The following is a 24944-nucleotide window of genomic DNA, read 5'->3' on the forward strand; positions in this document are numbered from 1 at the left end:
GGCGCGCGCCGAATACCGCCGGCTGCGCTCGGCTCCCGGCATGCCGCCGCGGACCCACGCGGGCGTGCGCCGGACCTCCGGCATCGCGGTGCCCGCGGAAGACGGCGTCCCGTTGCTCACCGATCACTGGGCGGCCGAGGACGCGGGCCCGCACACGGTGCTCATCCGCACGCCGTACGACCGGAACGGCGTCGCCGCCGTGGCGCGCTTCCTCGCCGAACGCGGGCATCATGTGGTGGTGCAGAGCTGCCGGGGCGCCTTCGGCTCCGGCGGCGACTTCCGGCCTCTGCACGACGAGGCCGCCGACGGGCAGGCGACGCTGCGGTGGCTGCGCGCACAGCCGTGGGCGACGGGTCTCGTGCACTCCTGGGGCGGCAGCTACTTCGGGGTGACGCAGTGGGCGTACTGCGACGGCGCGCTCCGACCCGACGCGATGGGCATCGCGGTGTCGGCCCGGCGCTTCGACGAGGCGATCCTCTACCTCGGTCGCGGCTTCTCGATCGACACGCCGCTCGCGTGGGCGTACGCGCTCGGCCTGCAGGAGCGCCGGCTGCCGGCGCGTCTGTGGAGGCTGCTGCGAGCGCGCAGYGCCCTCGCACGGGGAGCGCGCACGGTGCCGCCGTCCCAGGCCGTGCCCGCGGCGCTGGGCGACAACCCGCAGTTCTTCCGCGACTGGGTCGAGCACAGCGATCCCGGGGATCCCTGGTGGGATCCGCTGCACTTCGCCTCCGATCCCGCGGCGGTGCCTCCCGTCACGCTCATGGCGGGGTGGCAGGACCTCTTCCTCGTCGGCCAGCTGCAGGACCACGCCGCGCTGCAGGGAGCCGGCGTACGGACGCGCCTGATCGTGGGCGACTGGATCCACGGCGCTCCCGAGATCACGGTGATCGGGGTGCGCGAGGCGCTGCAGGCCCTCGAGGGCGAGCCCGAGGCCGCCCCGGTGCGCGTCGAGATCAGCGGGGGCGGCGGCTGGCGGGATCTGGCCGACTGGCCGCCGCCGAGCGCGCCGCATCCGGTGGAGCTGACCGCGGACGGCCGTCTCGTCGCGCCGGGGGCCGCCCCCGAGGACGGTGTGCTGACCTCTCGCTACGACCCCGCCGATCCCACGCCCGATGCCGGCGGCCGCACGCTCAATCCGTTCAGCGCCGGGCGCCGCGATCAGCGACGTCGCGAGAGCCGCGAGGACGTGCTGCTGTTCACGGGCGAGCCGCTCCCGGATCCGCTGCTGGTCATGGGCTCGGCGGAGATCGCGCTCACGCTCGCCTCCACGAATCCCCGGGTCGACGTCTTCCTGCGCCTGTGCGAAGTGGACGCGCGGGGGACCTCGCGCACCGTCACCGACGGCTACCTGCGGCTCTCCCCGGAGGCCGCGCCCGGCGAGCCGCGCCGGGTCCGGGTCGCGCTCGCACCGATCGCGCATCGCTTCGTCGCGGGCAGCCGCCTCCGCGTGCAGGTGTCCTGGGGCGCGCACCCCCTGCATCTGCGCAATCCGGGCACGGCGGATCCGGTGCGCGACCACTCGCGCCTGGTGGCCAGCACGCAGACGCTCTTCCTCTGCGCTGCGACGCCCGCGGTGCTCTCGCTGCCGCTTCCGGAGGGCACGGCACCCGCCGTTCACCGCGGCGTGCCACGATGACGGGATGCCCCTCGCGCGCCGCCTGACCCTCGCCGATGCTGTCGCGATCGGCCTCGGATCCATGATCGGTGCCGGAGTCTTCACAGTCTGGGGCCCGGCGATCGGCGCGGCCGGATCGGGCCTGCTGATCGCGCTGCTCCTCGCGGGGATCGTGGCCTTCTGCAACGCCACCTCGTCCGCGCAGCTCGCGGCCGTGCACCCGGTCTCGGGCGGCACCTACGCGTACGGACGGGCGGAGCTCGGACCGTGGTGGGGCTTCGTCGCCGGCTGGTGCTTCGTGATCGGCAAGCTCGCGAGCTGCGCCGCCATGGCGATGACTGTCGCCGCGTACGTGGCTCCGGCAGGGTGGCAGAAGCCGGTCGCGGTCGCGGCGGTCACGGCCCTGACCGCCGTCACCTGCGTCGGGGTGACCCGCACCGCTCGCGTCACCCAGGTGCTCGTGGCTGTGACCCTGCTCGGGTTGATCGTGGTGCTGGCCGCCGCGGGGACCGCACTGCCGCACGCCGCGCCCGCGCCCCTCCCGCGTGGCTCCCCCTACGGCGTGCTCCAGGCCGCGGGGCTGCTGTTCTTCGCCTTCGCCGGGTACGCGCGCATCGCGACCATGGGCGAGGAGGTGCGGGACCCGTCGCGCGCCATCCCGCGGGCGATCGGCATCGCACTCGCGTCCGCACTCGTCATCTACGTGCTCATCGGCGGTGCGGTCGTGCTGACGCTCGGCGGCGCAGCCGAGAGCTCATCCGCGCCCCTCGCCGACGTCGTCACCGCTGCCGGCTGGCCCCGCGCGGCGCCCGCCGTGCGGATCGCCGCCGCTACGGCCGCCACCGGCGCGCTGCTCGCCCTTCTCTCCGGGATCGGTCGCACCTCGCTCGCCATGGCTCGGGAACGCGACCTCCCCCGCTCCCTCACCGCCGTGGATCCGCGGCATCACGTCCCGCGGCGTGCGCAGCTGGCCGCCGGTGCGGTCGTGGTGGCGGTCGTGCTCGTCGCGGACCTGCGCGGAGCGATCGGGTTCTCGTCGTTCGGCGTGCTGCTGTACTACTTCGTCGCGAACGCCGCCGCGCTCCAGCAGGGTGGGGCCGCGCGCCGGTATCCGAAACCGCTGCAGGTGCTCGGCGCGATCGGCTGCGTGGCTCTGGCTGCGTCGCTGCCGGTGTCCTCGGTGATGATCGGAGCGGGCGTGGTCCTCGTGGGCGTCGGCGTGCGGGCGATCAGGCTCGGACGGGACCGGCGTCGGCGCGATACGCCGACGGGGTGAAGCCCAGCACCGCGCGGAAATCGTTGGCGAGATGCGACTGATCCGCGTAGCCGAGCTCGACAGCGACGGTCGCGAGATCCGTGCCGGGATCGGAGCGGATCCGCTCCGCCGCCTCCTGCAGGCGCCGGCGCCGGATCATGGCGGCCGGAGACAGACCCACGTGGCGGTGCGCCATGCGCTGCAGGGTGCGCACCGAGACGGCGAGACGGGCCGCCGCCTGCTCGGGGCTGCGCACGTCGGGATCGGACATGAGCAGCTCCGCCATGGCGTTCGCGTGCCGGGCCGGCGCCGTGACCTCGCCCACGCGCTCACGCAGCCAGGCGCACAGCAGCGCGACAGCCCGCTCCCGATGCCCTTCCCCCGAAGTCATCGCGCCTGCGACCGCCTCCGCCAGCCCCGGTGCCGGGTACGCCTCCGCCCGGTCGAGCAGGGCGGAGGGCGTCTCGGTCAGCGCGGCCGCCGCGGCCGGCCGCAGCAGCGCGCCGACGGCCCACCCCTTGCCGGTCAGCTCCCGGGAGCTGGCTCGGGTCGTCGCGCCCGACAGCACCGTGCCCCCGCTCTCGACGACCAGGTTCAGAGCAGGGAACGACACGAGGTCCTGACGCGACGAACGGCCCGGCTCGATGTCCCACTCGGGGATCCAGCACCACTCCACGAGCTCGGCGACCTCCGCCGGCGGCGGAAGGCGGTGGAACTGCGGCAGGCGCGCCGGATACAGCACGCCGCGCGTCGGATCGACCATTCCCCGAGCCTAGAAGGCGTCGCGGACATCCGGTGATGGGCCGCGCGGGGCCCCCGGCCGAACGTGGCGCGAATCTCCAAGAACCGTCTCCCGTCGCCCCCTAGCCTCGTGGTCATGAGCGAACACACCCCCACCACAGCGACCACCGGCGTCACCGGCGAATACACGACGAACGGCCGCCCGAACTCGGCCACGTCCCTGACCCCGTTCCTGGCCATCCCCGACTCCCGGTCCGCGATCGAGTTCTACCGCGACATCTTCGGCGCGCGCGTCGTCGACATCACCGAGTTCGGCGGCGTGGTCGCGCACGCCGACCTCGACTTCGGTCTCGGCGTGCTGCAGCTGGGCGATCCCAACCCCGAGTACGGGCTCGTCTCGGCCCCCGCCGGCGACGCCGACTGCTACTCGATGGGCCTCTACGTGCCCGACGTCGACACGGTCGTCGAACGCGCGGTGGCGGCCGGTGCGACGGTTCGCGAGGCGCCGTCCACGTTCGTCTCGGGCGACCGCTACGCGAGCATCCGGGATCCGTTCGGCGTGCGCTGGTCGATCATGACGCGCGTCGAGGACCTCTCCGAGTCCGAGAGCACGGCCCGCGTGGCCGAATGGGCCGCCTCGTTCACCGCACCGGAGAGCTGAGCGCTCCGCCGGCCGCGTTCACCGAGGCCTCCTCGGCCGCCGCCGTCACCGCGGGCAGCAGCGCTTCCGCAGTGCGGCGGTAGCCGAGGGCGCTCGGGTGGAACCGATCCAGGCTGAACATCTCCTCAGGCTCATCGAAGAACATCGGCCCGACCGCGCGCCGCAGATCGACCGCAGTGGCGCCGTGCTCGATGGCGGCCTGGGCCTGCGCCGCGGCCAGTCGCCGTGACATCCGCGAGGCGATCGACCGCAGCGGCTGCGGAACGGCCCGCAGCGCCCCGAGGTCGGGGCAGGTGCCGACCACGACGCTCGCTCCGAGCGCGTGCAACCAGCCGATCGCGTCCTCGAGATGCTGCACCGAGAGGGTGACCGGGATCCGGTGGGTCACGTCGTTGCCGCCGACGACGATCACCGCGACGTGCGGCAGGTAGTCCGTCTCGAGCGACGCGAGCTGAGCGTCCAGATCCGGCGACTCGGATCCGACGATCGCGACCGTACGCAGCCGCACCGGCCGACGCGTCCGCCGGGCGACGCCCTTGGCGAGCCGTCCGCCCAGCGTGTCCTTGCGCCGCTCGGCGCCCAGACCGGCCGCAAGCGAGTCGCCGAGCACGAGCAGCTCGACCGGCTCCCCGGACAGGCCCCGCCGCCAGACGCGGTCGGCGTCGATCGCGTGTTCTCCCAGCGGCTTGCCGATGCGACGCCGAGCGATACGCGCCTGTCGCCGCAGCGCCAGCGGCACGGCGACGGCGGATCCGGCGATCGCGAGCCCGGCGGCTCCGAGAAGCCCCACCGGCACGCCTCGGGACCCGGCCCGACGGCGATCAGCAGCGTCCATACGCCGATCAGATCGCATCGACATGAACGGCGCGTGACCGGCCGTGGACGCAGAGGCGACGGGCGCCTCAGGACAGCGGCTTGACCTCGAGCGCGTCGGACGCGTCGCCCGCGCGCACGGCCGCGAACGCCGTGTACCCGTCGGACGCCGCGCGCTCCAGGAGCGCCTTGAGGTTCTTCGTGCGCCGCTCCAGCCGCACTCTGGCGCCGCCCGCGATGAGCGCCGCCTTGTGCGCGACGAGCTCGGCGACGGGTACGTCGGCGTCGTGCACGAGCACCACGGCCTGCCCCGCCGCGTCGTCGGCGGACTCCAACAGATCCACGATCCGCTCGAAGCCGATCGAGAAGCCGACGGCCGGCACCTGCTGCCCGAGGAAGCGCCCGATCATGCCGTCGTAGCGGCCGCCACCGCCCAGCGAGTACGAGACCGAGGGGTGCGCGAGCTCCATGATCGTACCCGTGTAGTAGCCCATGCCGCGCACCAGGAACGGGTCGAACTGCAGCGGGATCGGATCGATGCCCTCGGCGGCGGGGCGGGCGGCGGCAACGGCCTCGCCGAGGCCGACCAGGTGCGCGACGAGGTCGTCCGGAACGCCCTCGGGCAGCGCCTTGCGGATCTGCCGTTCGCCGTAGGGGTTGTACTCGAGGGTCTGCGGGCGATGCAGGAACGCCTCGAACGCGTCCACGGCGGCCACCGTCGCACCGCGCTCGCGCAGCTCCGCGACGATGCCGTCGGTGCCGATCTTGTCGAGCTTGTCGATCGTGATGAGCACTCCCGGACGCTCGTCCTCGGTGAATCCGAACGCATCGAGCATCCAGTCGAGGGCGCGGCGGTCGTTCACGCGCACCATGCCACCCGTGAGCCCGAGGGCGTCGATCGTGTCGAGCGAGGCCACGATGAGCTCGGCCTCGGCACGCGCCGAGTCGTCGCCGATGATGTCGATGTCGCACTGCACGAACTGGCGATAGCGACCCTTCTGCGGCCGCTCGGCACGCCAGACCGGCCCGATCTGGATCGAGCGGAACACTCCGGGCAGCTGACCGCGGTTGGTCGCGTAGAAGCGCGCGAGCGGAACCGTCAGGTCGTAGCGCAGGCCCAGGTCGCTGAGGGCGGCCGGGTCCTCCGCCGCCGCGCTGATCGCGTCGGCGTCCAGGCCGCGGCGCAGGATGTTGAAGGACAGCTTCTCGTTGTCGCCGCCGATCCCGGCGTGCAGCCGGTCGTACTCCTCCACGACGGGCGTCTCGATCTCGTCGAACCCATGAGCGCGGTAGCGCTCCCGGATGACGGAGAGCACACGCTCACGACGCGCCTTGTCGGCGGGGAGGAAGTCGCGCATCCCGCGCGGAGGATTGACCGTTGCCACGGATCCATTCTTCCAGGTCCGTCAGGCCGGCTCTGATCCCTCCGCGGCGCGCACCTCGTCCTCGAGGATCCTGATGCGCTCGCGCAGGGCGCGCTCGGCATCCCAGCCGTGGGCGCGAGCCGCCACGACGAGAGTCAGCAGCTGCTCGCCGAGTTCGGCCTCGGTGAGCGGAGCGGGCTCCGTGGGGGGCGCGGGGGTCGGGCCGACGATCGCCGGCGGGGCCTCCTCGTGCCCGGACGCGGACGGATCCTCGGAGACCTCGACGTGCGCCTTCGCGGCGCGGCCCAGGATCTTCTGCGCCCGGGCGAGCGCGGGCATTCCGGGAGGGATGCCGTCCAGCACGCTGCGGCGATCATGCTTCTCCGCGGCCTTGGCGGCGTTCCAGTGCACCAGCACCTCCTCCGGCGTGCGGGCGATCGCGTTGCCGAACACGTGCGGGTGGCGCCGGGTCATCTTCTCGGTCAGGGTGCGCGCGACGTCGTCGATGTCGAACGGATCCGCCGGATCCTGCGCCGCGATCGCCGCGTGGAACAGCACCTGCCAGAGCAGGTCGCCGAGCTCTTCGCGGAGTTCCGCGCGGTCCTCGCGCTCGACGGCGTCGATGAGTTCGGCCGATTCCTCCACGAGGTACGGCACGAGTTCGCGATGGGTCATGGCCTGCGACCAGACGCACTTCTCCCGCACCTGCCGCATGACCTCCGCGGCGGCGCGCAGCGGATCCGTCTCGGCAGGGGACTCCCGATCAGCGCTCATCCCCGGACGCCTCCTCGTCCTCATCCTCGTCCGGCTCGTCGTCCTCCGCATCGCCGATCGCACGGTGCACCTTCGCCCGCCACGAGACCAGCACGGCGGCGACCACCAGCGCGATCACCGACCCCAGCAGCACCGCGAGGATCGCCTGGTCCTTCACCGCGGCATCCCCCGCGAAGGCGAGATTCGCCAGCAGCAGCGAGACCGTGAATCCGATGCCGCCCAGTGCTCCGGCCGCGAGCACGTCGGGGAAGCGGATCGCCGGAGGCGCGCCCCGCGGGCGGATCAGCTGCGCGAGGGCGCCGAACGCGCCGATGCCGATCAGCTTGCCGACCGGCAGCGCCACGAGGATCGCGAAGAACGCCGGAGAGAGTTCCTCCAGCGGCACCTGCGGGATGACCACGAACGCCGCCACGAAGGCGAACAGCGGCAGCACCAGCCCGTTGACCCAGGGTTCCAGCGCATGACGGATCGGATCCGCGGCCCGGGGCGCCATCACCAGGCCCAGCATGACGCCCGCGATCGTGGCGTGCACGCCGGAGGCGGCGAACAGCCCCCAGGCGACCACGCCGACGATCGCCATCAGCACGGCCACGACCGGGGTGGCGGACCCGCGCAGGCGACGGCTCAGCACGGCGAACACAATGACCGCGAGCACGCCGAGACCGAGCAGCAGCAGGTTCAGCCCGTGCGCGAACAGCACGGCGATGAACACGATCCCGACGATGTCGTCGAGGATCGCGAGCGCGAGCAGGAAGGCGCGCACCGCCGAGGGCAGACCGCGTCCGAACACGGCGAGCACGCCGAGCGCGAAGGCGATGTCGGTCGCGGTCGGGATCGGCCAGCCGGCCGCGCTCGGATCCGAGCCGGCGATCCACAGGTACAGGGCGATCGGCACCAGGATGCCGCCCGCGGCGGCGATCGCAGGCTGGATCGCCACGCGCACGCTGTTCAGCTCGCCGCGGGTGAGCTCGTACTGGAGCTCGAGCGCGACGACGAAGAAGAAGATCGCGAGCACGCCGTCCGACACCCAGTGCGACACCGAGAGGTCCAGAGCCGTGCCGGGGATCCCGAAGTGCGCGCCGAGCATTCCGGCGATCGCGTCGTGCGTGGGAAGGTTCGCGAGGAGCAGCCCGAGCCCCGCGGTCGCCAGCAGCAGGATCGCGGGGAACTGCGGGGACCTCAGAAGGCGACTGGTGCGGCTCATCCCCTCCACCGTATCGCGCCCCTCCTCAGCGATCCCCCCTTCCCACTTCAAGAGGTCGCCGCGGGACGTCACGCGGTCGTCGCTTGCGCAGCATCGGTTTACGCTCGAATCGTGACCCCCGACACAACCCATACCGAAGCCATCCGCATCGTCGGCCGGTTCGAAGCAGGGCGCGAGCTGCCCGAGGCGATGCGCGCCGATGTGCGCATGCTCGGCGCGCTGCTCGGCCAGGTCCTGCGCGAATCCGGCGGCGACGACCTGTTCGACGACGTCGAGCGCCTGCGTCAGGCCACGATCGAGGCGTACACCGACGAGTCCGCCGAGGCCTTCGACCGCGCGACCCGCATCGCCGAGGAGTTCTCGGTGCAGCGCGCCGACGAGGTCGCCAGGGCCTTCACCGCCTACTTCCACCTCGTGAACCTCGCCGAGGAGCACCAGCGCGTGCGCGTGCTCCGCGATCGCGGCGAGGACCCCACCTCCACCGACACGGTCGCCGGAGCCTTCGCGCAGCTGAGCGGCGAGGTCGGCGAGGACGAGGCCCGCCGCCGGCTGGGTGCGCTGCGATTCCACCCTGTGTTCACGGCGCACCCCACCGAGGCCCGCCGTCGCGCGGTGTCCTCCAGCATCCGGCGCCTCGCCGAGCTGCTGAGCGCGCATGACGCCGCAGCCGAGGGCACCCCCGAGGCGCACCGCGCACACCGGCGCATGCTCGAGGAGGTCGACACCCTCTGGCGCACCGCACCGCTGCGGGCGCAGAAGCCGGCGCCGACCGACGAGGTGCGCACGGTCATGAGCGTCTTCGACGAGACGCTGTTCACCACCGTCCCGCACGTGTACCGCCGCATCGACGACGTGCTGCGCGGCGAGSAGTCCGGATCCTCCGCCCCCATCGTCCCGGCCTTCGTGCGCATCGGCACCTGGGTCGGCGGCGACCGCGACGGCAATCCGTTCGTCACGGCCGCCGTGACCCGCGAGGCCGCCGCGATCGCGGCCGACCACGTGCTGCGTGGACTCGAGCGGGCGATCGAGCGGATCGGCCGCACGCTGACGCTCGATGCCGAGGGCACGCCGCCCTCCGCGGCGGCGACGGCGCTGTGGGATGCGCTGCAGGCCACGCACCCCGATGTCGCGGGCGAAGTCGCCACTCGCTCCCCCTCCGAGCCGCATCGCCGGATCCTGCTGCTGCTCGCGCATCGCGTCGCGGTCACCCGCCGCGGGGATGAGGGCGGCTACACGGATCCGGAGCAGCTGCTCGCGGATCTGCGCATCGTGCAGTCGTCGCTCGACACGGCCGGCGCCCGCCGGCACGCGTTCGGCGGGATGCAGCACCTCATCTGGCAGGTGGAGACGTACGGCTTCCACCTCGCCGAGCTCGAGGTGCGGCAACACTCGCAGGTGCACGCGCGTGCGCTCGCCGAGCTCGACGCTGCCGCGGGCGGATCCGGTTCCCTCAGCGCCGAGACCGAGGAGGTGCTGGCGGTCTTCCGCGCCGTCCGCGAGATCCAGCGCACCTACGGKCCGCGCGCGGCGGGGCGCTATGTCGTCTCGTTCACGCRSTCGGCYCAGGACCTCGCGAACGTGCACCGMCTCGCGCAGTACGCGAGCGCCGACGACGGGCCCGTGCTCGACGTGGTGCCGTTGTTCGAGACTTTCGCCGACCTGCAGGCGGCGCCGGGGATCCTCGCCGAGATCGTCGACCACCCGGCCTTCGCGGCTCGGCTGGCGGCGACCGGCCGGCGCCTGGAGGTCATGCTCGGGTACTCCGACTCCTCCAAGGACGTCGGCCCGGTGGCCGCGAATCTCGCCCTGTACGAGGCGCAGGCAGAGATCGCCGCCTGGGCGCAGCGCGAGAACATCGAGCTCACCCTGTTCCACGGTCGCGGCGGCGCCCTCGGCCGTGGCGGCGGCCCCGCGAACTCCGCGATCCTGGCTCAGCCGCCGCACTCCGTGGACGGCCGATTCAAGCTCACCGAGCAGGGCGAGGTCATCTTCGCGCGGTACGGCGAGCCCGCGATCGCGATGCGCCACATCGACCAGGTGACGGCGGCGACCCTGCTCGCGTCCTCCCCCGGCGTCGAGCAGCGCAACAGCACCGCCGCCGAACGGTTCGCCGGCGTCGCGGCCACCATGGACCGCGCCTCGCGCGATCGGTTCTTCTCGCTCGTGAAGGCGGAGGGCTTCGCCCCGTGGTTCGCCACGGTGACGCCGATGGAGGAGATCGGACTTCTCGCGCTCGGCTCCCGCCCGGCCCGCCGCGGCCTGTCCGTCGAGTCCCTCGAGGACCTCAGGGCGATCCCGTGGGTGTTCGCCTGGACGCAGGCCCGGATCAACCTCGCCGGCTGGTTCGGCCTGGGCACGGCTCTCGAGGCCGTCGGCGACGAGGAACTGCTGCGCACCGCGTACCAGGAGTGGCCGCTGCTGCGCACGATGGTCGACAACGTCGCGATGAGCCTCGCCAAGACGGATCCGCGCATCGCCCGYCGCTACCTCGGTCTCGGCGATCGCGACGACCTGGCCGCGCTCGTGCTGGAGGAGATGGAGCTCACCCGCTCCTGGGTCATCCGCCTCACCGGCGGCGAGCGCCTGCTGGAGAACAAGCCGATCCTGCAGCGAGCGGTCGCGATGCGCAGCCCCTATGTGGACGCGCTCTCGCTCCTGCAGCTGCGGGCGCTGCGTGGCCTCCGCGACGCCGACGAGCAGGCCCCCGCACCGGATCCGGACCTGCAGCGCCTGCTGCTGCTGTCGGTCAGCGGAGTCGCCGCGGGTCTGCAGAACACCGGCTGATCCGGGCTTCTCACGCGGGGTTCACGCCGCCCAGGTTGGGTTGCGGAGCGGTTAGAGTGAGGAATCTGCCGCATCCGGCTGTCTGCGCACGACACGATCACCCGCGCTCCTCTCCGCATCCCCGTCTGAAAGCATCCCGAGTGACCGACACCATCAGCGACCCCGCACGCATCGACTTCCATCCCCTCTCCCCGCTCGCCCAGCCCGTGTTCGAGGACGTCCTCGCCCTGAACCCGAACGAACCCGAATTCCACCAGGCCGTGCACGAGGTGCTGCACTCCATCGGACCTGTGCTCGAGCGTCACCCCGAGTACGTCGACGCCGGGGTGCTCGAGCGTCTCGTCGAGCCGGAGCGCCAGGTGATCTTCCGGGTGCCGTGGGTCGACGACCACGGCAAGGTGCAGGTGAACCGCGGATACCGCGTGCAGTACTCCTCCGTGCTGGGTCCGTACAAGGGCGGCCTGCGCTTCCACCCGTCGGTGAACCTCTCGATCATCAAATTCCTCGGCTTCGAGCAGATCTTCAAGAACGCGCTCACCGGTCAGGGCATCGGCGGCGGCAAGGGCGGCTCGAACTTCGACCCGCACGGYCGCAGCGAYGCCGAGATCATGCGGTTCTGCCAGTCCTTCATGAACGAGCTGTACCGTCACCTCGGCGAGCACACCGACGTCCCCGCCGGAGACATCGGCGTGGGCGGCCGCGAGATCGGCTACCTGTTCGGCCAGTACCGCAAGATCACCAACCGGCACGAGTCCGGCATGTTCACCGGCAAGGGCATCGGCTGGGGCGGAGCGCAGGTGCGCACCGAGGCGACCGGCTACGGCGCGGTCTTCTTCGCGCAGGAGATGCTGGCCGTGCACGGCGAGTCCCTCGAGGGCAGGCGCGTCGGCATCTCCGGATCCGGCAATGTCGCGATCTACGCGATCCAGAAGGCCGCGCAGCTGGGGGCCGTCGCCGTGACCGCGTCCGACTCCTCCGGATACGTCGTCGACGATGCCGGCATCGATGTGGACCTTCTCCGCCAGATCAAGGAAATCGAGCGCGGACGCATCGTCGAGTACGCCAGGCGCCGCCCCGGGGCCCGCTTCATCGAGGGCGGTTCCGTGTGGGAGGTGCCGGTGGACATCGCCGTGCCCTCCGCCACGCAGAACGAGCTGGACGGCACAGGCGCAGCGGCCCTGATCGCGAACGGCGTGCGCGCCGTCTCCGAGGGTGCCAACATGCCGTCGACGCCCGAGGCCGTCGCGGCCTTCCAGGACGCGGGCGTGCTGTTCGCCCCCGGCAAGGCCGCGAATGCCGGCGGCGTCGCGACGTCCGCTCTGGAGATGAGCCAGAACGCGGCCCGTCAGCGCTGGGGCTTCGAGGACAGCGAGCAGAAGCTGCGCGACATCATGGCCGACATCCACCGCGCCGCGTTCGACGCCGCCGAGCGCTACGGCGTGCCGGGTGACTACGTCGCCGGTGCCAACATCGTCGGCTTCGAGCGGGTCGCGAACGCGATGCTCGCGCAGGGCGTCATCTGAACCTCGCTCCGCGTCTCGGCGCGGTCAGCGCTCTGCGGACTCCGCGCGGCCGAGTTCATCGGCGAACTGCGGGCGCTGGGCGCTGCCGCCGGCTGCGGAACGGCTCGCCGCCCAGGATCCCAGCGTCCGCAGCGCGTCGGAGGTCCTCTCGTCGGCGGCCATGTAGGTCACGAGCATGAGCGCAGGTTCGTCGGGAAGGGTGAGCGTCTCGTAGTCGAGTGAGAGGCGCCCGATCTCCGGGTGGTCGACGAGCTTGTGACCGTGGGTCTTCACGACCACCTCCTGCCGCGCCCAGGCACGCACGAAGTCGTCGCTGCCGATGGTGAGTTCGCCGATCAGGGCGGCGATCTCCGGGGCGTCCGGGAGCAGCCCCGCCATGCGGCGCAGATGAGCCGCCGTCTCGCGGGCGACCTTCTCCCACTCCGGGTAGTACGCCGGTGCGGTCGGATCCAGGAACACGTGACGGGCCATGTTCCGCGGACCGTCGGGGAGCGCGATGAGGGCGTCGCCGAGCAGGTTCGTGGCCAGCACGTCCATGGCCGGCCCCAGCACGAACGCCGGAACCTGAGGCATCGCATCGAGCAGTGCGCGCACCCCGGGACGCGCACCGGGAGCGGCCAGGGGCCGGGGCGCCTGAGCCTGCGTGCCCGGTCGCGCAAGCACTCGGAGATGATCGCGCTCGACATCGTCCAGACTCAGCACGCGCGCGATCGCGTCGAGCACCTGGTCCGACGCCGCCCGCGCCCTGCCCTGCTCCAGACGCACGTAGTAGTCGGGACTGATCCCCGACAGCAGCGCGACCTCCTCGCGGCGCAGACCCGGCACCCGCCGCTGACCGCCGGCGGGCAGGCCGCGCTCCTCAGGGGCGATGCGCTCCCGCTTCGCACGGAGGAACTCTCCGATCTCGGATGTCATGGTCCCAGTATCGCCGCCGCGCACCGCGCGAGGGTGGCCCTGTCAGACCCAGGTTCATCGGGACGTTCCCGCCCTGGTGCAGCCCGCGCAGGCTGGTTCCCATGAACACCGAATCCTCTCTCCCCCTTTCCGGACGCACCGCCCTCGTCACCGGTGCCGGCAGCGGCATGGGTGCGGCGGTCGCCGCGCACCTCGCCGCCCTCGGCGCCTCCGTCGCCGCCCTCGGTCGCCGGGAGGATCGCCTCGCGGCCGTCGCCGCAGCCTCCGCCGACTCCGACGCGGCAGGGCGGATCCTCGTGGTTCCCGCCGACATCACCTCCGAGTCCGAGGTCGCCGCCGCCATCGCGCAGATCCACCGCGAACTCGGCTCCGTCGACCTCCTCGTCAATGCCGCCGGCGTGATGCTGCCGAACCCCCTCGCGGACGGTCGTGCAGACGAATGGGACCGCATGATCGACACGAACCTCACCGGCCTGCTCCGCGTCACCCGCGCCGTGCTGCCCGACCTTCTGGACGGAACCGGGCCGCGCGACATCGTCAACATCTCCTCGATCGCCGCGCACGTGGTGTTCCCGGACTACGCCGTCTACGCCGCGACGAAGGCCGCCGTCACCGCTCTGTCCGCCATGCAGCGCACCGAGGTGGCCCGGCACGGCGTGCGGGTCACCAACGTCGAACCGGGCCTCACCTCCACCGAGCTGGGCACGCACATCGAGAACGAGCGCCTGGGCGCCGAGCTCGCCGCCATGTTCGACGCGATCGAGGCGATCTCGGCCGACGACGTCGCCGACCTGGTCGACTTCGTCGTGACTCGCCCCGCGCACGTGAACCTGCGCCAGGTCGTCGTCCTGCCGACCCAGCAGGCTTGATCCGGTCCGTCCGAGCCCCACGTCGCGCGGGCTCGGACGGGCTCACCAGCCTTCGGCGAGCACTCGGTCCAGCGCCGCCACGACCAGGTCGGCGCTCTGCGCCGTGAGGCACAGCGGAGGCTTGATCTTCAGCACGTTCGACCGCTCGGAGGTCGTCAGCACGATGACGCCCAGCTCCCGGAGCCGCTCGCAGATCGCGGCCGCCTCGGCCGCCGCGGGTTCCATGCTCTCGCGGTCGCGGACGAGCTCGACCCCGAGATAGAGGCCTTCGCCGTGCACTGGTCCGATGAGCGGATGGCGCTCGGCGAGCGCGCGGAGCCCCTCCGCCAGGCGCCCGCCCACGACGCGCGCGTTCTCCTGCAGCCCCTCGGCCGCCATCGCGTCGAGCACCGCGATGCCGACGCGGCAGCTGAGCGGGTTCCCACCCGCGGATGAGAAGAACTGCCCCTGGGCGGACAGCGCGTCAGCCACTCGCTTCGACGTGATCACCCCGCCGATCGGGAAGCCGTTGCCCATCGGCTTCGCGATCGTGATGATGTCGGGGACGACGCCGGACTGCTCGAAGCCCCAGAACGAGGATCCCATCCGGCCGAATCCGACCTGGACCTCATCGGCGATGCACAGCCCGCCTGCGGCGCGCACCCGGGCATAGGCCTCCGCGAGGTAGCCGTCCGGCAGCAGAACCCCGCCGGCGTTGCCGAGCACCGATTCGCAGATGAAGCCGGCCGGGGGACGCCCGTCGGCCGTGAGACGGTCGAGGTCGGCCCCCAGATCGGCGACGTACCGCGATCCCGTCTCCTCGCCGCGGTAGGTGCCGCGGAACCGGTTGGGCACATCGGCCACGTGCACCCAGTCCGGGCGCGTGGCCAGGGCGTCGGGGTTGTCATAGGCGCTCGTGGTCACCGCATCGCTGGCCATGGTCCAGCCGTGATAGGCCTCCCGCAGCGACACCACGGTCTTGCGCCCGGTGGCCGCCTGGGCGAGTCGCAGCGCGAGATCGACCGCCTCGGAACCGCTGTTCACGAGCAGCACCGTGTCCAGGGCGTCCCGGTCGGTGCCGCCGCGGCGCGCCTGAACCGGCAGCAGCGCGAGGAGGCGCTCGCTGTACTCCGCGAGTTCGCGATACAGGAACCGGGAGTTGGTGTTCAGGATCCGGATCTGCCGGTTCACAGCGTCGGCGACGCCGGGGTGGCCGTGTCCGAGCCCCGTGACGTTGTTGACCATGTCGATGTAGGCGCGCCCGGTGGTGTCGACGAGGTGGTGCCGCCAGCCGCGCTCGACCTGCGGCGGGCGCTCGTAGTACCGTTCCTGGGCACTCGCGAACGTGCGCTCCCGGCGCGCGAGTTCAGCCGGCGCCTCGTCCCACTGCGCGAGCGCGGGCAGGCCGAGCCAGGGTGCCGGATCGGTGCTGAACCGGCGCCAGGCAGGCACCGACTCCGGGCTGACGAGCGCGGCGTCACCGAGCTCCGGCGCCGTCCCCGGGGCGTCGCGGCGCAGGATCGAGACCACCACGGTCCGAGCCGTCGTGCTGTCCGCGACCCAGCTGATCCCCTGCCCGGCCTCGACCTCGGCGCCGTGCTCGGGGGCGAATCCCGTGCCGCGGATCTCGCAGACCCAGTTCTCGGCGAAGACGATCCGCACCGTGCCGTACGCGGATCCCTCGATCCGCCCGGAGACCGGGGCGGCGAGCAGCATCTGCCCGCCCGCGGGCAGATGGATCGTTGTCCCGATCGGCCAGGTCGGCGCCGCCTCCGCGCTGTCCACGCGCGTGCGGGTGAGCCGGTAGACGCCGTAGGGCATCACCGCCGCCGCCGCCCCGCCGTCGAATGCGGCGCGGACGAGCACCTGCTCGATATCAGGCGAGAGCCACGCCCCGCCGGACAGATCCTCGGACTCGACGCCGGGATCGAGGACCGCGACGTCACCGTCGAGCCCGGGCAGGAGAGACGCGAGCGCTACGGCCGAGCTCTCTCGCATCGGGGTCTCGGGCAGCATCGCCGCCGCGGGGAACCCGAGCCTGTCGATAACGAGCTCGACCGCCTCGACGAGCGGCACCGCTGTCGCCGCGTCGAAGATCGCCTGCTCCCCCGCGATCCGCTCGCGGGCATACTCGTTGCCGCCGTCGATCTCGAGCTGACGCCAGCCGCTCGCCACGAGAAGGGCCGCGCGCAGCACGATCAGCGGCCAGACCGCGCGCGCCTCGGACTCGCTGAGGGGCGCCTCGGCGTGGAAGGCCGCGATGGTCTCGAGCACGCGCAGCGGCCGCTCGGGCTCGTGATGCAGCATCGACGATGCGCAGACCGCGAGCTCCGCGACCCGCCATCCGAGCGCCAGGTCGCCGAGGTCCAGCACCGTGCGCGGGTGCAACCGGGAATCCGCTCCCCGCTGGCCCATCACGTTGTCATCGGTGAGATCGCCGTGGATCGGCTGCACCGGCAGATCCACGGCGGCGGTTCCGAGAAGGCGTTCGGCCCGCGCGATCGCTTCGTCGACGCGAACTCGCAGCTCCGGCTCCTCGATCGACGGCAGCAGACGGCGCGCCTCCTCAGCCGCGACCCGCATGTCCCACATCTGCGGACGATCGAGGCCCGGATGCACCAGCTCGGCGAGTGCGTTCACGGACGCGGCGGCGAGGGATCCGAACTCGCGCAGCACCTCTGGCGCGAAGTAGCCGGCGTCGACCATCGCCTCCCCCTCGGCGAAGGCGCTCCGCCGCACCGAGAACCCGCGCCAGCGCTGGGTGAGGGCGCCGTCGAGGCCCGGCAACGCGGCGGGCACCGCGACGCCTGCCGCACGGTAGGCGTCGAGTGCGGCATGCTGCGCATCACGCGCCCTGTCGGGGAAGACCGGGTTGTCGACGCGCAGCACGCTGCGGGTGCCGTCCGCCTCGGTGAGCAGGAAGTTGCGGTCCTGGTTGCTGCCGAGTTCGGACGCGGTGGYGGTGATGCCCCAGAGCTCGCTCGCGATCGCGACGGCGTCAGAGGTGGTGACATCGGGGCGCACGAGACCCCCGGTCGGCTGTTCGGGCACAGCGGTCCCTTCGTTTGGAAGCGCGGGAAGCGTGGAGTGGTATCTCAGAGCGCGTGGTCGTCGGCGTGCCGCGCGAGTGAGCGGGCGTAGCGCTCGGTCAACTGGACCATGAGGTCGGGCGTCGAGCGGTCCACGCCGAACACGTAGCCGGGGAAGTCGAGCTCGTGCTGGGCCTCCCAGATCTGCTCATGCTGCTCGGGCGAGAGGATGCGCACCGGATCCCCGACCGCCACCCAGCCGATCGGCACCACGGTCTCCGGCGGCAGGGTCGTGCGCAGGTGCACCACCGCGTTGATGCGCACCTCGCTGCGCTCGCCGATCACCGCGCCGTTGAAGATCCGGGTCCCGGTGGCGAGGAACACCTCTTCGGCGATGGTCGCCCCCGAGATGCTCGCCATCGGCCCCACCAGCACGTGATCGCCGATGTGCACCGGGTTGGCGGCCGTGGCGCGGATGAGCGCGTTCTCCATCACGATGACGTGCTCGCCGAGCGTGATCGGACCGCCCTCCGCGGTGATGACGGCGCCGTGCAGCACCTGGCAGTTCTCCCCGATCGTGACGTCGCCGGAGATCACGGCGGACGGAGCGACGACGGCCGTGTCGTGGATGCGGGGCCGAGCCCCGAGGTGCTCGTAGATCATGTGACGAGCGTAGTGCTGAGCAGGCCGATCGTCAGGATCCGACGGGCGGGAGCAGCCCCTTGGCGGACGCCATCGTGCGGGCGATCAGCAGCGCCGGATCCCTGATCTCCCCCTCGATCAGGAGCTGATCCAGGTCGACGCGCGCCATCCGCGCCAGCTGCACCTTCTCGCTGGGATCGTCCGCCGATGCCCGGCCCTCCCGCACGCCAGGTGCGAAGAAGAGGTGCGTCTTCCAGACGCTCCGCCCGGGGTTGGCGAAGAAGGTGTGCAGCGGGATCAGCTCGGTCGCCACGACGCCGAGCTCCTCTTCGAGCTCGCGTCGTGCCGCCTGCTCCGGCATCTCGCCGAACGCGCCCGCGCCGCCCGGAAGATCCACGATCCAGCGATCGACCGGGTAGCGGTACTGCCGGGCCAGCAGCAGGTCGGCTCCGTCCTGCACGAGCACCGCAACGGTGAACGGCACGCTGCGGTCGACCTCGAACGTGGTGCGCTCGCCTGTGGGCAGCTGCACCTCGTCGACATCGATGCGCACCTTGCCGCGATGCGTCTCACGGGTCGAGATCCATTGCCAGCGGGGATCCACGGCAGGCTCGGGACGCACCCTAGAGCGCCGCGAGGGCTCCGGCGCCGGGACCGAGGCAGATCCCATGATCAGGACCGGATCCGTCTTCCGGGCCTTGGAGCGCGGTCCGGCGAGGTCCGCGGACCTCCCGGAGGCCGCCGGAGGCTCATCCGCGCGCAGCGCATCCTGCCGGTCCTGCATCAGCTGCTCCCGCACGAACGCCCGCCCCTCCGCCGCCGACAGCGCACGGTCGCGCCGCCGCGGCGCGGTGAGCCCGGCGCTCACGATGCCGCTCCTGCGTCGACGGTCTCCTCGGCCGGTGCGGATGCGGGGAACAGCGCAGTCAGCAGCTGACTCGTCCACTCGACCGGATCCGCCCTGTCCGCACCCGGCATGGGCACGACCAGCGCCTCTCCCCCGCCGACCAGCTTGGCCTGCGGGTAGAGCCGCTGCAGGCGCACCTTCATCGAGTCCTCGAAACGCGCCGGCGCGACCCGGAGGTTCGATCCCATCGCGACCACGTCGGTGAGCCCGGCGCGCGCGGCGCGACGCCGCAGCCGGGCGATCGCCACGAGGCCGGCGACCTCTGCCGGCGGAGCGCCGTACCGATCGGTGAGCTCCTCGACCACGTGGTCGATGGCGTCGTCCGCCGCCGTCGCCGTGGCCGCGCTGGACAGCTTCTGATACGCCTCCAGCCGCAGCCGCTCGCTGTCGATGTAGGAGTCGGGGATCCGCGCATCCACCGGCAGCTCCAGGCGCAGCTCGGCGCCCGTCTCGGTCTCCTCGCCGCGGAAGGTCGCGACAGCCTCACCGATCATGCGCAGGTACAGGTCGAAGCCGACGCCCGCGATGTGACCCGCCTGCTCCGCACCCAGAAGGTTGCCCGCGCCGCGCAGCTCGAGGTCCTTGAGCGCGACCTGCATGCCGGACCCGAGGTCGTTGTTCACCGCGATCGTCTGCAACCTGTCGGCGGCCGTCTCCGACAGCGGCTTCATCTCGTCGTACAGGAAGTAGGCATAGGCCCGCTCCCGCCCGCGCCCCACGCGCCCGCGGAGCTGGTGGAGCTGGCTGAGGCCGTAACGGTCGGCCCGGTCGATGATGATCGTGTTCGCGTTGGAGATGTCCAGGCCGGTCTCGATGATGGTCGTCGAGACGAGCACGTCGAACTTGCGCTCCCAGAAGTCGTCGACGACCTGCTCCAGCTGGTGCTCGCCCATCTGCCCGTGCGCGACGGCGATCCGCGCCTCGGGGACGAGCTCGGCGAGCTCACTCGCGGCGCGCTGGATCGACTGCACCCGGTTGTGCACGTAGAAGATCTGGCCCTCGCGGAGGATCTCGCGCCGGATCGCGGCGGCGACCTGCTTGTCGCTCTTGGGGCCCACGAACGAGAGGATCGGATGGCGGTCCTCGGGCGGGGTCTGCAGGGTCGACATCTCGCGGATGCCGGTGACCGCCATCTCGAGCGTGCGCGGGATCGGAGTGGCGCTCATCGCGAGGATGTCGACGTTGGTCTTCATCTTCTTGAGCGCGTCCTTGTGCTCGACGCCGAAGCGCTGCTCCTCGTCGATGATCATGAGGCCCAGATCCTTGAACATCACCTGGTCGGTGAGGATCCGGTGCGTGCCGATCACCATGTCGACGGATCCCTCCAACAGGCCGTCGAGCGTGAGCCGCGCCTCCTTGTCGGTCTGGAACCGCGACAGCGGACGCACTTTGACCGGGAAGCCCGCGAAGCGCTCCGTGAAGGTCTCGAGGTGCTGCTTGACGAGCAGCGTGGTCGGCACGAGCATCGCGACCTGCTTGCCGTCCTGGATCGCCTTGAACGCAGCGCGCACCGCGACCTCGGTCTTGCCGAAGCCGACGTCGCCCGAGAGCAGCCGATCCATCGGGATGGGCCGCTCCATGTCGGCCTTGATCTCGTCTATGGTCTGCAGCTGGTCGGGGGTCTCCGCGAACGGGAAGGCCTCCTCCAGCTCGCGCTGCCACGGGGTGTCCTTGGCGAAGGCGTACCCCTTGGCCGCCATCCGCGCCGAGTACAGCTTCACCAGCTCGACGGCGATGTCGCGCACTGCCTTGCGCGCCTTGCCCTTGGCGGCGGCCCAGTCGCTGCCACCCATCTTCGACAGCTGGGGCGCCTCCCCGCCGACGTACTTGGAGAGCAGGTCCAGCTGATCGGTGGGCACGTACAGCTTGTCGCCCGGGTAACCGCGCTTGGACGGCGCGTACTCGAGCACCAGGTAGTCCCGCGTGGTCTTCACGGCGTTGCGCCCGCCCGACGAGACCTCGCGCTGGGTCATCTCGACGAAGCGCGCGATGCCGTGCGTCTGGTGCACGACGAAGTCGCCCGCCTTGAGCTGCATCGGATCCACGACGTTCTTGCGTCGGGAGGCGAGCTTCTTGACGATGCGGGTGTCGCCGCCGATCGTGCGTCCGTAGAACTCGCTCTCGGTGAGGACCGCGATCTTCGCGGAGGCGACCTGGAAACCCGACTCGATGGCTCCCGTCACGAGCGTGGCGACGCCCGCGTCGGGAGCGCCCGGGAGAGAGTCGACCACACGGGCCGCGACCCCGCGGTCGGCGAGAACGTCCCTGGCGCGATCGACGAGGCCGGGGCCCGAGGCCACCAGGATGACCCGCCATCCGTCCGAGACACGGCCGGCGGTGAACTCGATCGCGCCGTCGACGTCGCCATGGAACGACGGGATCGGCGCCGCGCTCACGCCGTCGGTGCCCTGATCGAACACCGCATCCTCGGCGCCGGCGTCGAAGGCGCTCAGCCGCCACCACACGCCGTCGCGGCCATGCACGGCGGTGCGCAGTTCCGCAATGGAGAGGAAGTCGCCGGTCTGCAGGTCGATCGGTGCCGAGGCGCCCGCGGTCGCGGCGCTCCAGGCGGCGTCGAGGAACTCGCGGTTGGTCTCGCCGAGGCTCGCCGCGCGGGCGCCGGACCGCTCCGGATCCACGAGCGCGACCGCCGCGTGCTCGGGCAGGTAGTCCGTGAGCGGCACCACAGGACCGGCGACGACGGGCAGGAGCGACTCCATGCCCTCGACCGGGATCCCTTCCGCCATCTTCTGCAGCATCCCGGCGATGCCGGGGAAGGCGTCGACGAGAGCGCCCGCCCGCTCGCGCACCTCCGCCGTCAGCAGCAGCTCGCGACTGGCGGGCAGGGAGACGCTCGACGGCGCTGCGGGGAGGGAGCGCTGATCCGCGACAGAGAAGAGCCGGATCTGGTCCACCTCGTCGCCGAAGAACTCCACCCGCGAGGGATGTTCTGCCGTCGGCGGGAAGACGTCGAGGATGCCGCCGCGCACCGCGAACTCTCCGCGGCGGGAGACCATGTCGACACGCGAATAGGCGCGTTCCACGAGGGAAGCGGCGACGCCGTCGAGATCGTAGCCTCGTCCGCCGACCGTGAGCTCGAGGGGTTCGACGTCGCCGAGCCCCGCGGCGACGGGCTGCAGGGCCGCGCGCACCGACGCGACGACGACGAGCGGGCGCTCCCCCGACCAGACCCGCATCCGGCGCAGCACTTCGAGGCGCCGCCCGACGGTGTCGGGGCTGGGGCTGAGTCGCTCGTGGGGCAGCGTCTCCCACGCGGGGAAGGACAGGATCTCGGCGTCGGGAAGGTAGGAGCCGAGGGCGGCAGCGAGGGATTCGGCACGGCGCCCGGTCGGCGCGACCACGAGCAGCGCCCCCGGCTTGCCCGCGGCGGCGCGGCGCTCGAGAAGCCCCGCGAGCATGGGCGCGTCCATGCCTGCGCTCGCGAGCAGGTCGGCGTCGGYCTGCGCCCAAGTCAGGGCGTCGCGGAATCCGGACGCCTCCTCTTCCAGAGCGCGGATGATCCCCTGCACAGTCACCGGAAGAGTCTACGTGCCGTCGCCGACACGGGAGCCGTCCATCGCCTCTCGTCGTAGGTCCGATGCCGACCCTAGGATGAACGCGTGACCGATCCGCAGCAGCCCGCTCCCGTTCCGCCGCCCGCCGCGACGGGATATCCGGCACCGCCGATCGCGCCTCCCGCCTACGGCGCACCGCAGCGGTTCGCGCAGCCCACCGCCCCGGTCTACCAGGCCCCTCCCGGAGCGTTCTCCGGACCTGCCGGGGGCTTCACGACCCCCTACGCGCCGACGCCGCAGACGGCCCGTGGTTCGGGGCTCGGCCGCACGGCTCTGCTGCTCTCGCTCGTCGCCACCGTCGTGCTGACCGTCGTCGGAGCCGTGCTCGCGTGGCAGGTCGGAAACGGCATCGGATCCTCGGCCGACCTGACGACCCTCGAGAATCAGGTCGGCGCCGGCGACCTGTCGATCCTGACACCCGTGCGGGACCTCGTGCTGTGGGTCGAGATCACGTCGTGGGCCGCGACCGCGCTGGGGATCTGGGCACTGGTGCAGGGCATCGTCGCGATCGCCAAGCGGCGCGGACGCGGATCCGGCGTCGCGGCCGTCATCATCGCCGCGCTGGGGCCGTTCGTCTACTTCGTGGTCGGCTACCTGGCCTTCGCAATCGCACTGGGCGTGGCGGCCTCGCAGAGCTGACGCGACGCGATCTGCCCGGCACGCGGTGCAGCCGCGGTCAGCGCGGCGCGTGGTGCTTCTGCTGCGCGGCGAGCAGGCCCTCCTCGACCAGCTGCTCCACGGCGTCCGCCGCGTCGGAGATGAGGATCGGGAGATTCGAGCGCTCCGCGGCGCCGAACGGTGCGAGCACCCAGTCCGCGGGATCCTGCCGACCGGGCGGACGCCCGATCCCGACCCGCACCCGCGGGAAGTCCGGGGTCGTGAGCACCCGGGCGACGTCACGGATGCCGTTGTGTCCCCCGTGCCCGCCGCCGACCTTGAGCTTGATGGTGTCGAACGGGATGTCCAGCTCGTCGTGCACGAGCACGACCCGCTCGGGGTCGACCGAGTAGAACCGCGCGAGGGCGCCGACCGGGGCGCCGGACACGTTCATGAAGCTGTTGGGCTTGGCGAGCACGAGCTTGTCGCCGCCCGGCCGCACCCAGGTCTCCACGACCCGGGCGCCGGCCTTGTGCTCACGGAACGCCTCGCCACGCCGCGCCGCGAGCTCGTCCAAGACCATCTGACCCACGTTGTGCCGGGTCGCGGCGTACTTCGGGCCCGGGTTGCCGAGCCCTACCACCAGCCACGTCTGCGCCATGGATCCATCCTCCCGGAGAGAAGAAGAAGGGAGCGCGAAAGAATCGCGCTCCCTTCTCAGAGTTCTGAGAACCGAAAGGTCACTCCGCCTTGGAGGCGATCGCGTCCGCCTCGAGGGCGTCGCCCTCGGCCTCGGCGAGCGAGTCGGCGACGTTCTGCGCGGAGACGGCCACGATGAGCAGCTCCGGGTCGGCGACCAGCGTGACACCCTTGGGCAGCTTCACGTCGGCGGCGGTGATGTGCGAGCCCTCCTCGAGGCCCTCGACGGAGACCTCGACGTGCTCGGGGATGTGGGTGGCCTCGGCCTCGACGGCGACGTGCGTGTTCTCCAGCTGCACGATCGTGCCTGCGAACGCCTCGCCCACGACGACGACGGGGAGCTCGATCGAGACCTTCTCGCCCTTCTTCACCACGAGCAGGTCGATGTGCTCGATGATCTGGTGCACCGGGTCCTTCTGCACGTCCTTGACCAGGGCGAGCTCGGCGCGACCCTCGATGTCCAGCTCGAGCAGCGCGTTGGCGCGACGGATGAGCAGGGCGACCTGGTGGCCCGGCAGCGCGACGTGCACCGGCTCGGTGCCGTGGCCGTAGATGACGGCCGGGATCTGGCCCGCGGCGCGCAGGCGGCGGGCGAAGCCCTTGCCGAAGCTGGTGCGGAGCTCGGCGACAACCTTGTTGTCTTCGGTCATGGTGTTCTCCTTGTTCACACGCGGCTCGGGGCCGCGCGGTGGTCTGGGTGCGTCGTCTCGACACGACGGAAGGAGAGCCAGAGCTCGCCGCGTCGATCACGGATGCGCGCACACGTGCGTCATCCCTCGCCGAGGACCACACCATGCTACCCGAGTTCGGCGCGTTGTTCTGACGGTAGGCTGTACGGCATGACCGATGGTGCATTCCTCTCCGAAGCGCTGGCCTGGCTGATCGGCCTGATGGCCGTCGGCGCGACCGTACTCTGCTTCGGCGCGTTGTTCTCGCTCGGCCGCTCCGGCTACCGCAAGGACTGACGAACCACACACGAAGAACCGCGCCGCCCCTTC

General features: G+C 71.8%; 20 protein-coding genes. 8 read left to right on the plus strand and 12 right to left on the minus strand.

Annotated elements, in window-relative coordinates:
- Positions 1 to 40 precede the first annotated feature (40 nt).
- Positions 41 to 1636 (plus strand): CocE/NonD family hydrolase, encoded by a 1596-nt coding sequence (locus tag AC1DMN_RS09785; protein WP_477230815.1) that lies wholly within the window; start codon positions 41 to 43, stop codon positions 1634 to 1636.
- Positions 1637 to 1640: 4 nt separating this feature from the next.
- Positions 1641 to 2891 (plus strand): APC family permease, encoded by a 1251-nt coding sequence (locus tag AC1DMN_RS09790; RefSeq protein WP_477230816.1) that lies wholly within the window; start codon positions 1641 to 1643, stop codon positions 2889 to 2891.
- On the opposite strand, the gene AC1DMN_RS09795 is transcribed toward AC1DMN_RS09790, so the two are convergent.
- The gene (locus AC1DMN_RS09795; protein ID WP_441976663.1) at positions 2845 to 3633 is read right to left on the minus strand and encodes a helix-turn-helix domain-containing protein; all 789 of its coding nucleotides are present in this window, start codon (positions 3631 to 3633) and stop codon (positions 2845 to 2847) included. The genes AC1DMN_RS09790 and AC1DMN_RS09795 overlap by 47 nt on opposite strands.
- Positions 3634 to 3747: 114 nt before the next feature.
- Between AC1DMN_RS09795 and AC1DMN_RS09800 the strand changes: the two genes are divergently transcribed.
- A complete protein-coding gene (locus tag AC1DMN_RS09800; protein WP_477230817.1) occupies positions 3748 to 4272 on the plus strand; it encodes a VOC family protein in 525 nt (174 codons plus the stop codon).
- Here AC1DMN_RS09800 and AC1DMN_RS09805 read toward each other — a convergent pair.
- From AC1DMN_RS09805 to AC1DMN_RS09820, 4 genes are all read right to left on the minus strand, one after another.
- Positions 4253 to 5062, minus strand: coding sequence for an SGNH/GDSL hydrolase family protein (locus tag AC1DMN_RS09805; protein ID WP_477230818.1), 810 nt, complete (start codon positions 5060 to 5062; stop codon positions 4253 to 4255). The two genes, AC1DMN_RS09800 and AC1DMN_RS09805, sit on opposite strands and share 20 nt — an antisense overlap.
- Positions 5063 to 5174: 112 nt before the next feature.
- Positions 5175 to 6443, minus strand: a complete 1269-nt coding sequence (locus AC1DMN_RS09810) for a histidine--tRNA ligase (RefSeq protein ID WP_477230848.1) — start codon at positions 6441 to 6443, stop codon at positions 5175 to 5177.
- A gap of 48 nt (positions 6444 to 6491) precedes the next feature.
- The gene (locus AC1DMN_RS09815; protein WP_477384176.1) at positions 6492 to 7223 is read right to left on the minus strand and encodes a nucleoside triphosphate pyrophosphohydrolase; all 732 of its coding nucleotides are present in this window, start codon (positions 7221 to 7223) and stop codon (positions 6492 to 6494) included.
- Complete coding sequence (locus AC1DMN_RS09820; RefSeq protein WP_477230820.1) at positions 7213 to 8427, minus strand: Na+/H+ antiporter NhaA; 1215 nt, start codon at positions 8425 to 8427, stop codon at positions 7213 to 7215. The genes AC1DMN_RS09815 and AC1DMN_RS09820 overlap by 11 nt, the downstream gene beginning before the upstream one ends.
- A 189-nt stretch (positions 8428 to 8616) precedes the next feature.
- Here AC1DMN_RS09820 and AC1DMN_RS09825 point away from each other — a divergent pair, with 189 nt between their 5' ends.
- Positions 8617 to 11211: a phosphoenolpyruvate carboxylase gene (locus AC1DMN_RS09825; protein ID WP_477384188.1), complete on the plus strand. Its 2595-nt coding sequence runs from the start codon at positions 8617 to 8619 to the stop codon at positions 11209 to 11211.
- A gap of 206 nt (positions 11212 to 11417) precedes the next feature.
- Positions 11418 to 12734 carry an NADP-specific glutamate dehydrogenase gene (gdhA, locus tag AC1DMN_RS09830; protein ID WP_477230850.1) on the plus strand — a complete coding sequence of 439 codons (1317 nt, stop codon included), beginning with the start codon at positions 11418 to 11420 and terminating at the stop codon, positions 12732 to 12734.
- Positions 12735 to 12758: 24 nt separating this feature from the next.
- Here gdhA and AC1DMN_RS09835 read toward each other — a convergent pair whose 3' ends face one another.
- Positions 12759 to 13649, minus strand: coding sequence for a helix-turn-helix transcriptional regulator (locus tag AC1DMN_RS09835; RefSeq protein ID WP_440732363.1), 891 nt, complete (start codon positions 13647 to 13649; stop codon positions 12759 to 12761).
- 101 nt (positions 13650 to 13750) lie between these two features.
- On the opposite strand from AC1DMN_RS09835, the gene AC1DMN_RS09840 reads away from it, so the two are divergent.
- A complete protein-coding gene (locus tag AC1DMN_RS09840) occupies positions 13751 to 14518 on the plus strand; it encodes an SDR family oxidoreductase (protein ID WP_441976658.1) in 768 nt (255 codons plus the stop codon).
- Between the two features lie 42 nt (positions 14519 to 14560).
- On the opposite strand, the gene AC1DMN_RS09845 is transcribed toward AC1DMN_RS09840, so the two are convergent.
- Genes AC1DMN_RS09845 through mfd form a run of 4 tightly spaced genes read right to left on the minus strand, consistent with a single transcriptional unit; the run spans position 14561 to position 22611 of the window.
- Positions 14561 to 17548, minus strand: a complete 2988-nt coding sequence (locus AC1DMN_RS09845) for an aminotransferase (RefSeq protein WP_477384178.1) — start codon at positions 17546 to 17548, stop codon at positions 14561 to 14563.
- A 44-nt stretch (positions 17549 to 17592) separates the two neighbouring features.
- Entirely contained in the window at positions 17593 to 18189 is a 597-nt protein-coding gene (locus AC1DMN_RS09850) for a gamma carbonic anhydrase family protein (protein WP_440732366.1), read from the minus strand.
- Positions 18190 to 18220: 31 nt separating this feature from the next.
- A complete protein-coding gene (locus AC1DMN_RS09855; protein ID WP_441976656.1) occupies positions 18221 to 19036 on the minus strand; it encodes an NUDIX hydrolase in 816 nt (271 codons plus the stop codon).
- A complete protein-coding gene (mfd, locus tag AC1DMN_RS09860) occupies positions 19033 to 22611 on the minus strand; it encodes a transcription-repair coupling factor (RefSeq protein WP_477384180.1) in 3579 nt (1192 codons plus the stop codon). Before mfd ends, AC1DMN_RS09855 begins: the two co-directional genes overlap by 4 nt.
- Before the next feature lie 84 nt (positions 22612 to 22695).
- Between mfd and AC1DMN_RS09865 the strand changes: the two genes are divergently transcribed.
- Positions 22696 to 23289, plus strand: a complete 594-nt coding sequence (locus AC1DMN_RS09865) for a hypothetical protein (protein WP_477230823.1) — start codon at positions 22696 to 22698, stop codon at positions 23287 to 23289.
- Between the two features lie 37 nt (positions 23290 to 23326).
- Here AC1DMN_RS09865 and pth read toward each other — a convergent pair whose 3' ends face one another.
- Complete coding sequence (pth, locus tag AC1DMN_RS09870) at positions 23327 to 23908, minus strand: aminoacyl-tRNA hydrolase (RefSeq protein WP_440732370.1); 582 nt, start codon at positions 23906 to 23908, stop codon at positions 23327 to 23329.
- Positions 23909 to 23987: 79 nt separating this feature from the next.
- A complete protein-coding gene (locus AC1DMN_RS09875) occupies positions 23988 to 24596 on the minus strand; it encodes a 50S ribosomal protein L25/general stress protein Ctc (protein WP_440732371.1) in 609 nt (202 codons plus the stop codon).
- A 189-nt stretch (positions 24597 to 24785) separates the two neighbouring features.
- On the opposite strand from AC1DMN_RS09875, the gene AC1DMN_RS09880 reads away from it, so the two are divergent.
- Positions 24786 to 24911 carry a hypothetical protein gene (locus AC1DMN_RS09880; protein ID WP_258955456.1) on the plus strand — a complete coding sequence of 42 codons (126 nt, stop codon included), beginning with the start codon at positions 24786 to 24788 and terminating at the stop codon, positions 24909 to 24911.
- Positions 24912 to 24944: the final 33 nt, after the last annotated feature.

Source organism: Microbacterium sp. 01T413_2 (assembly GCF_056398985.1).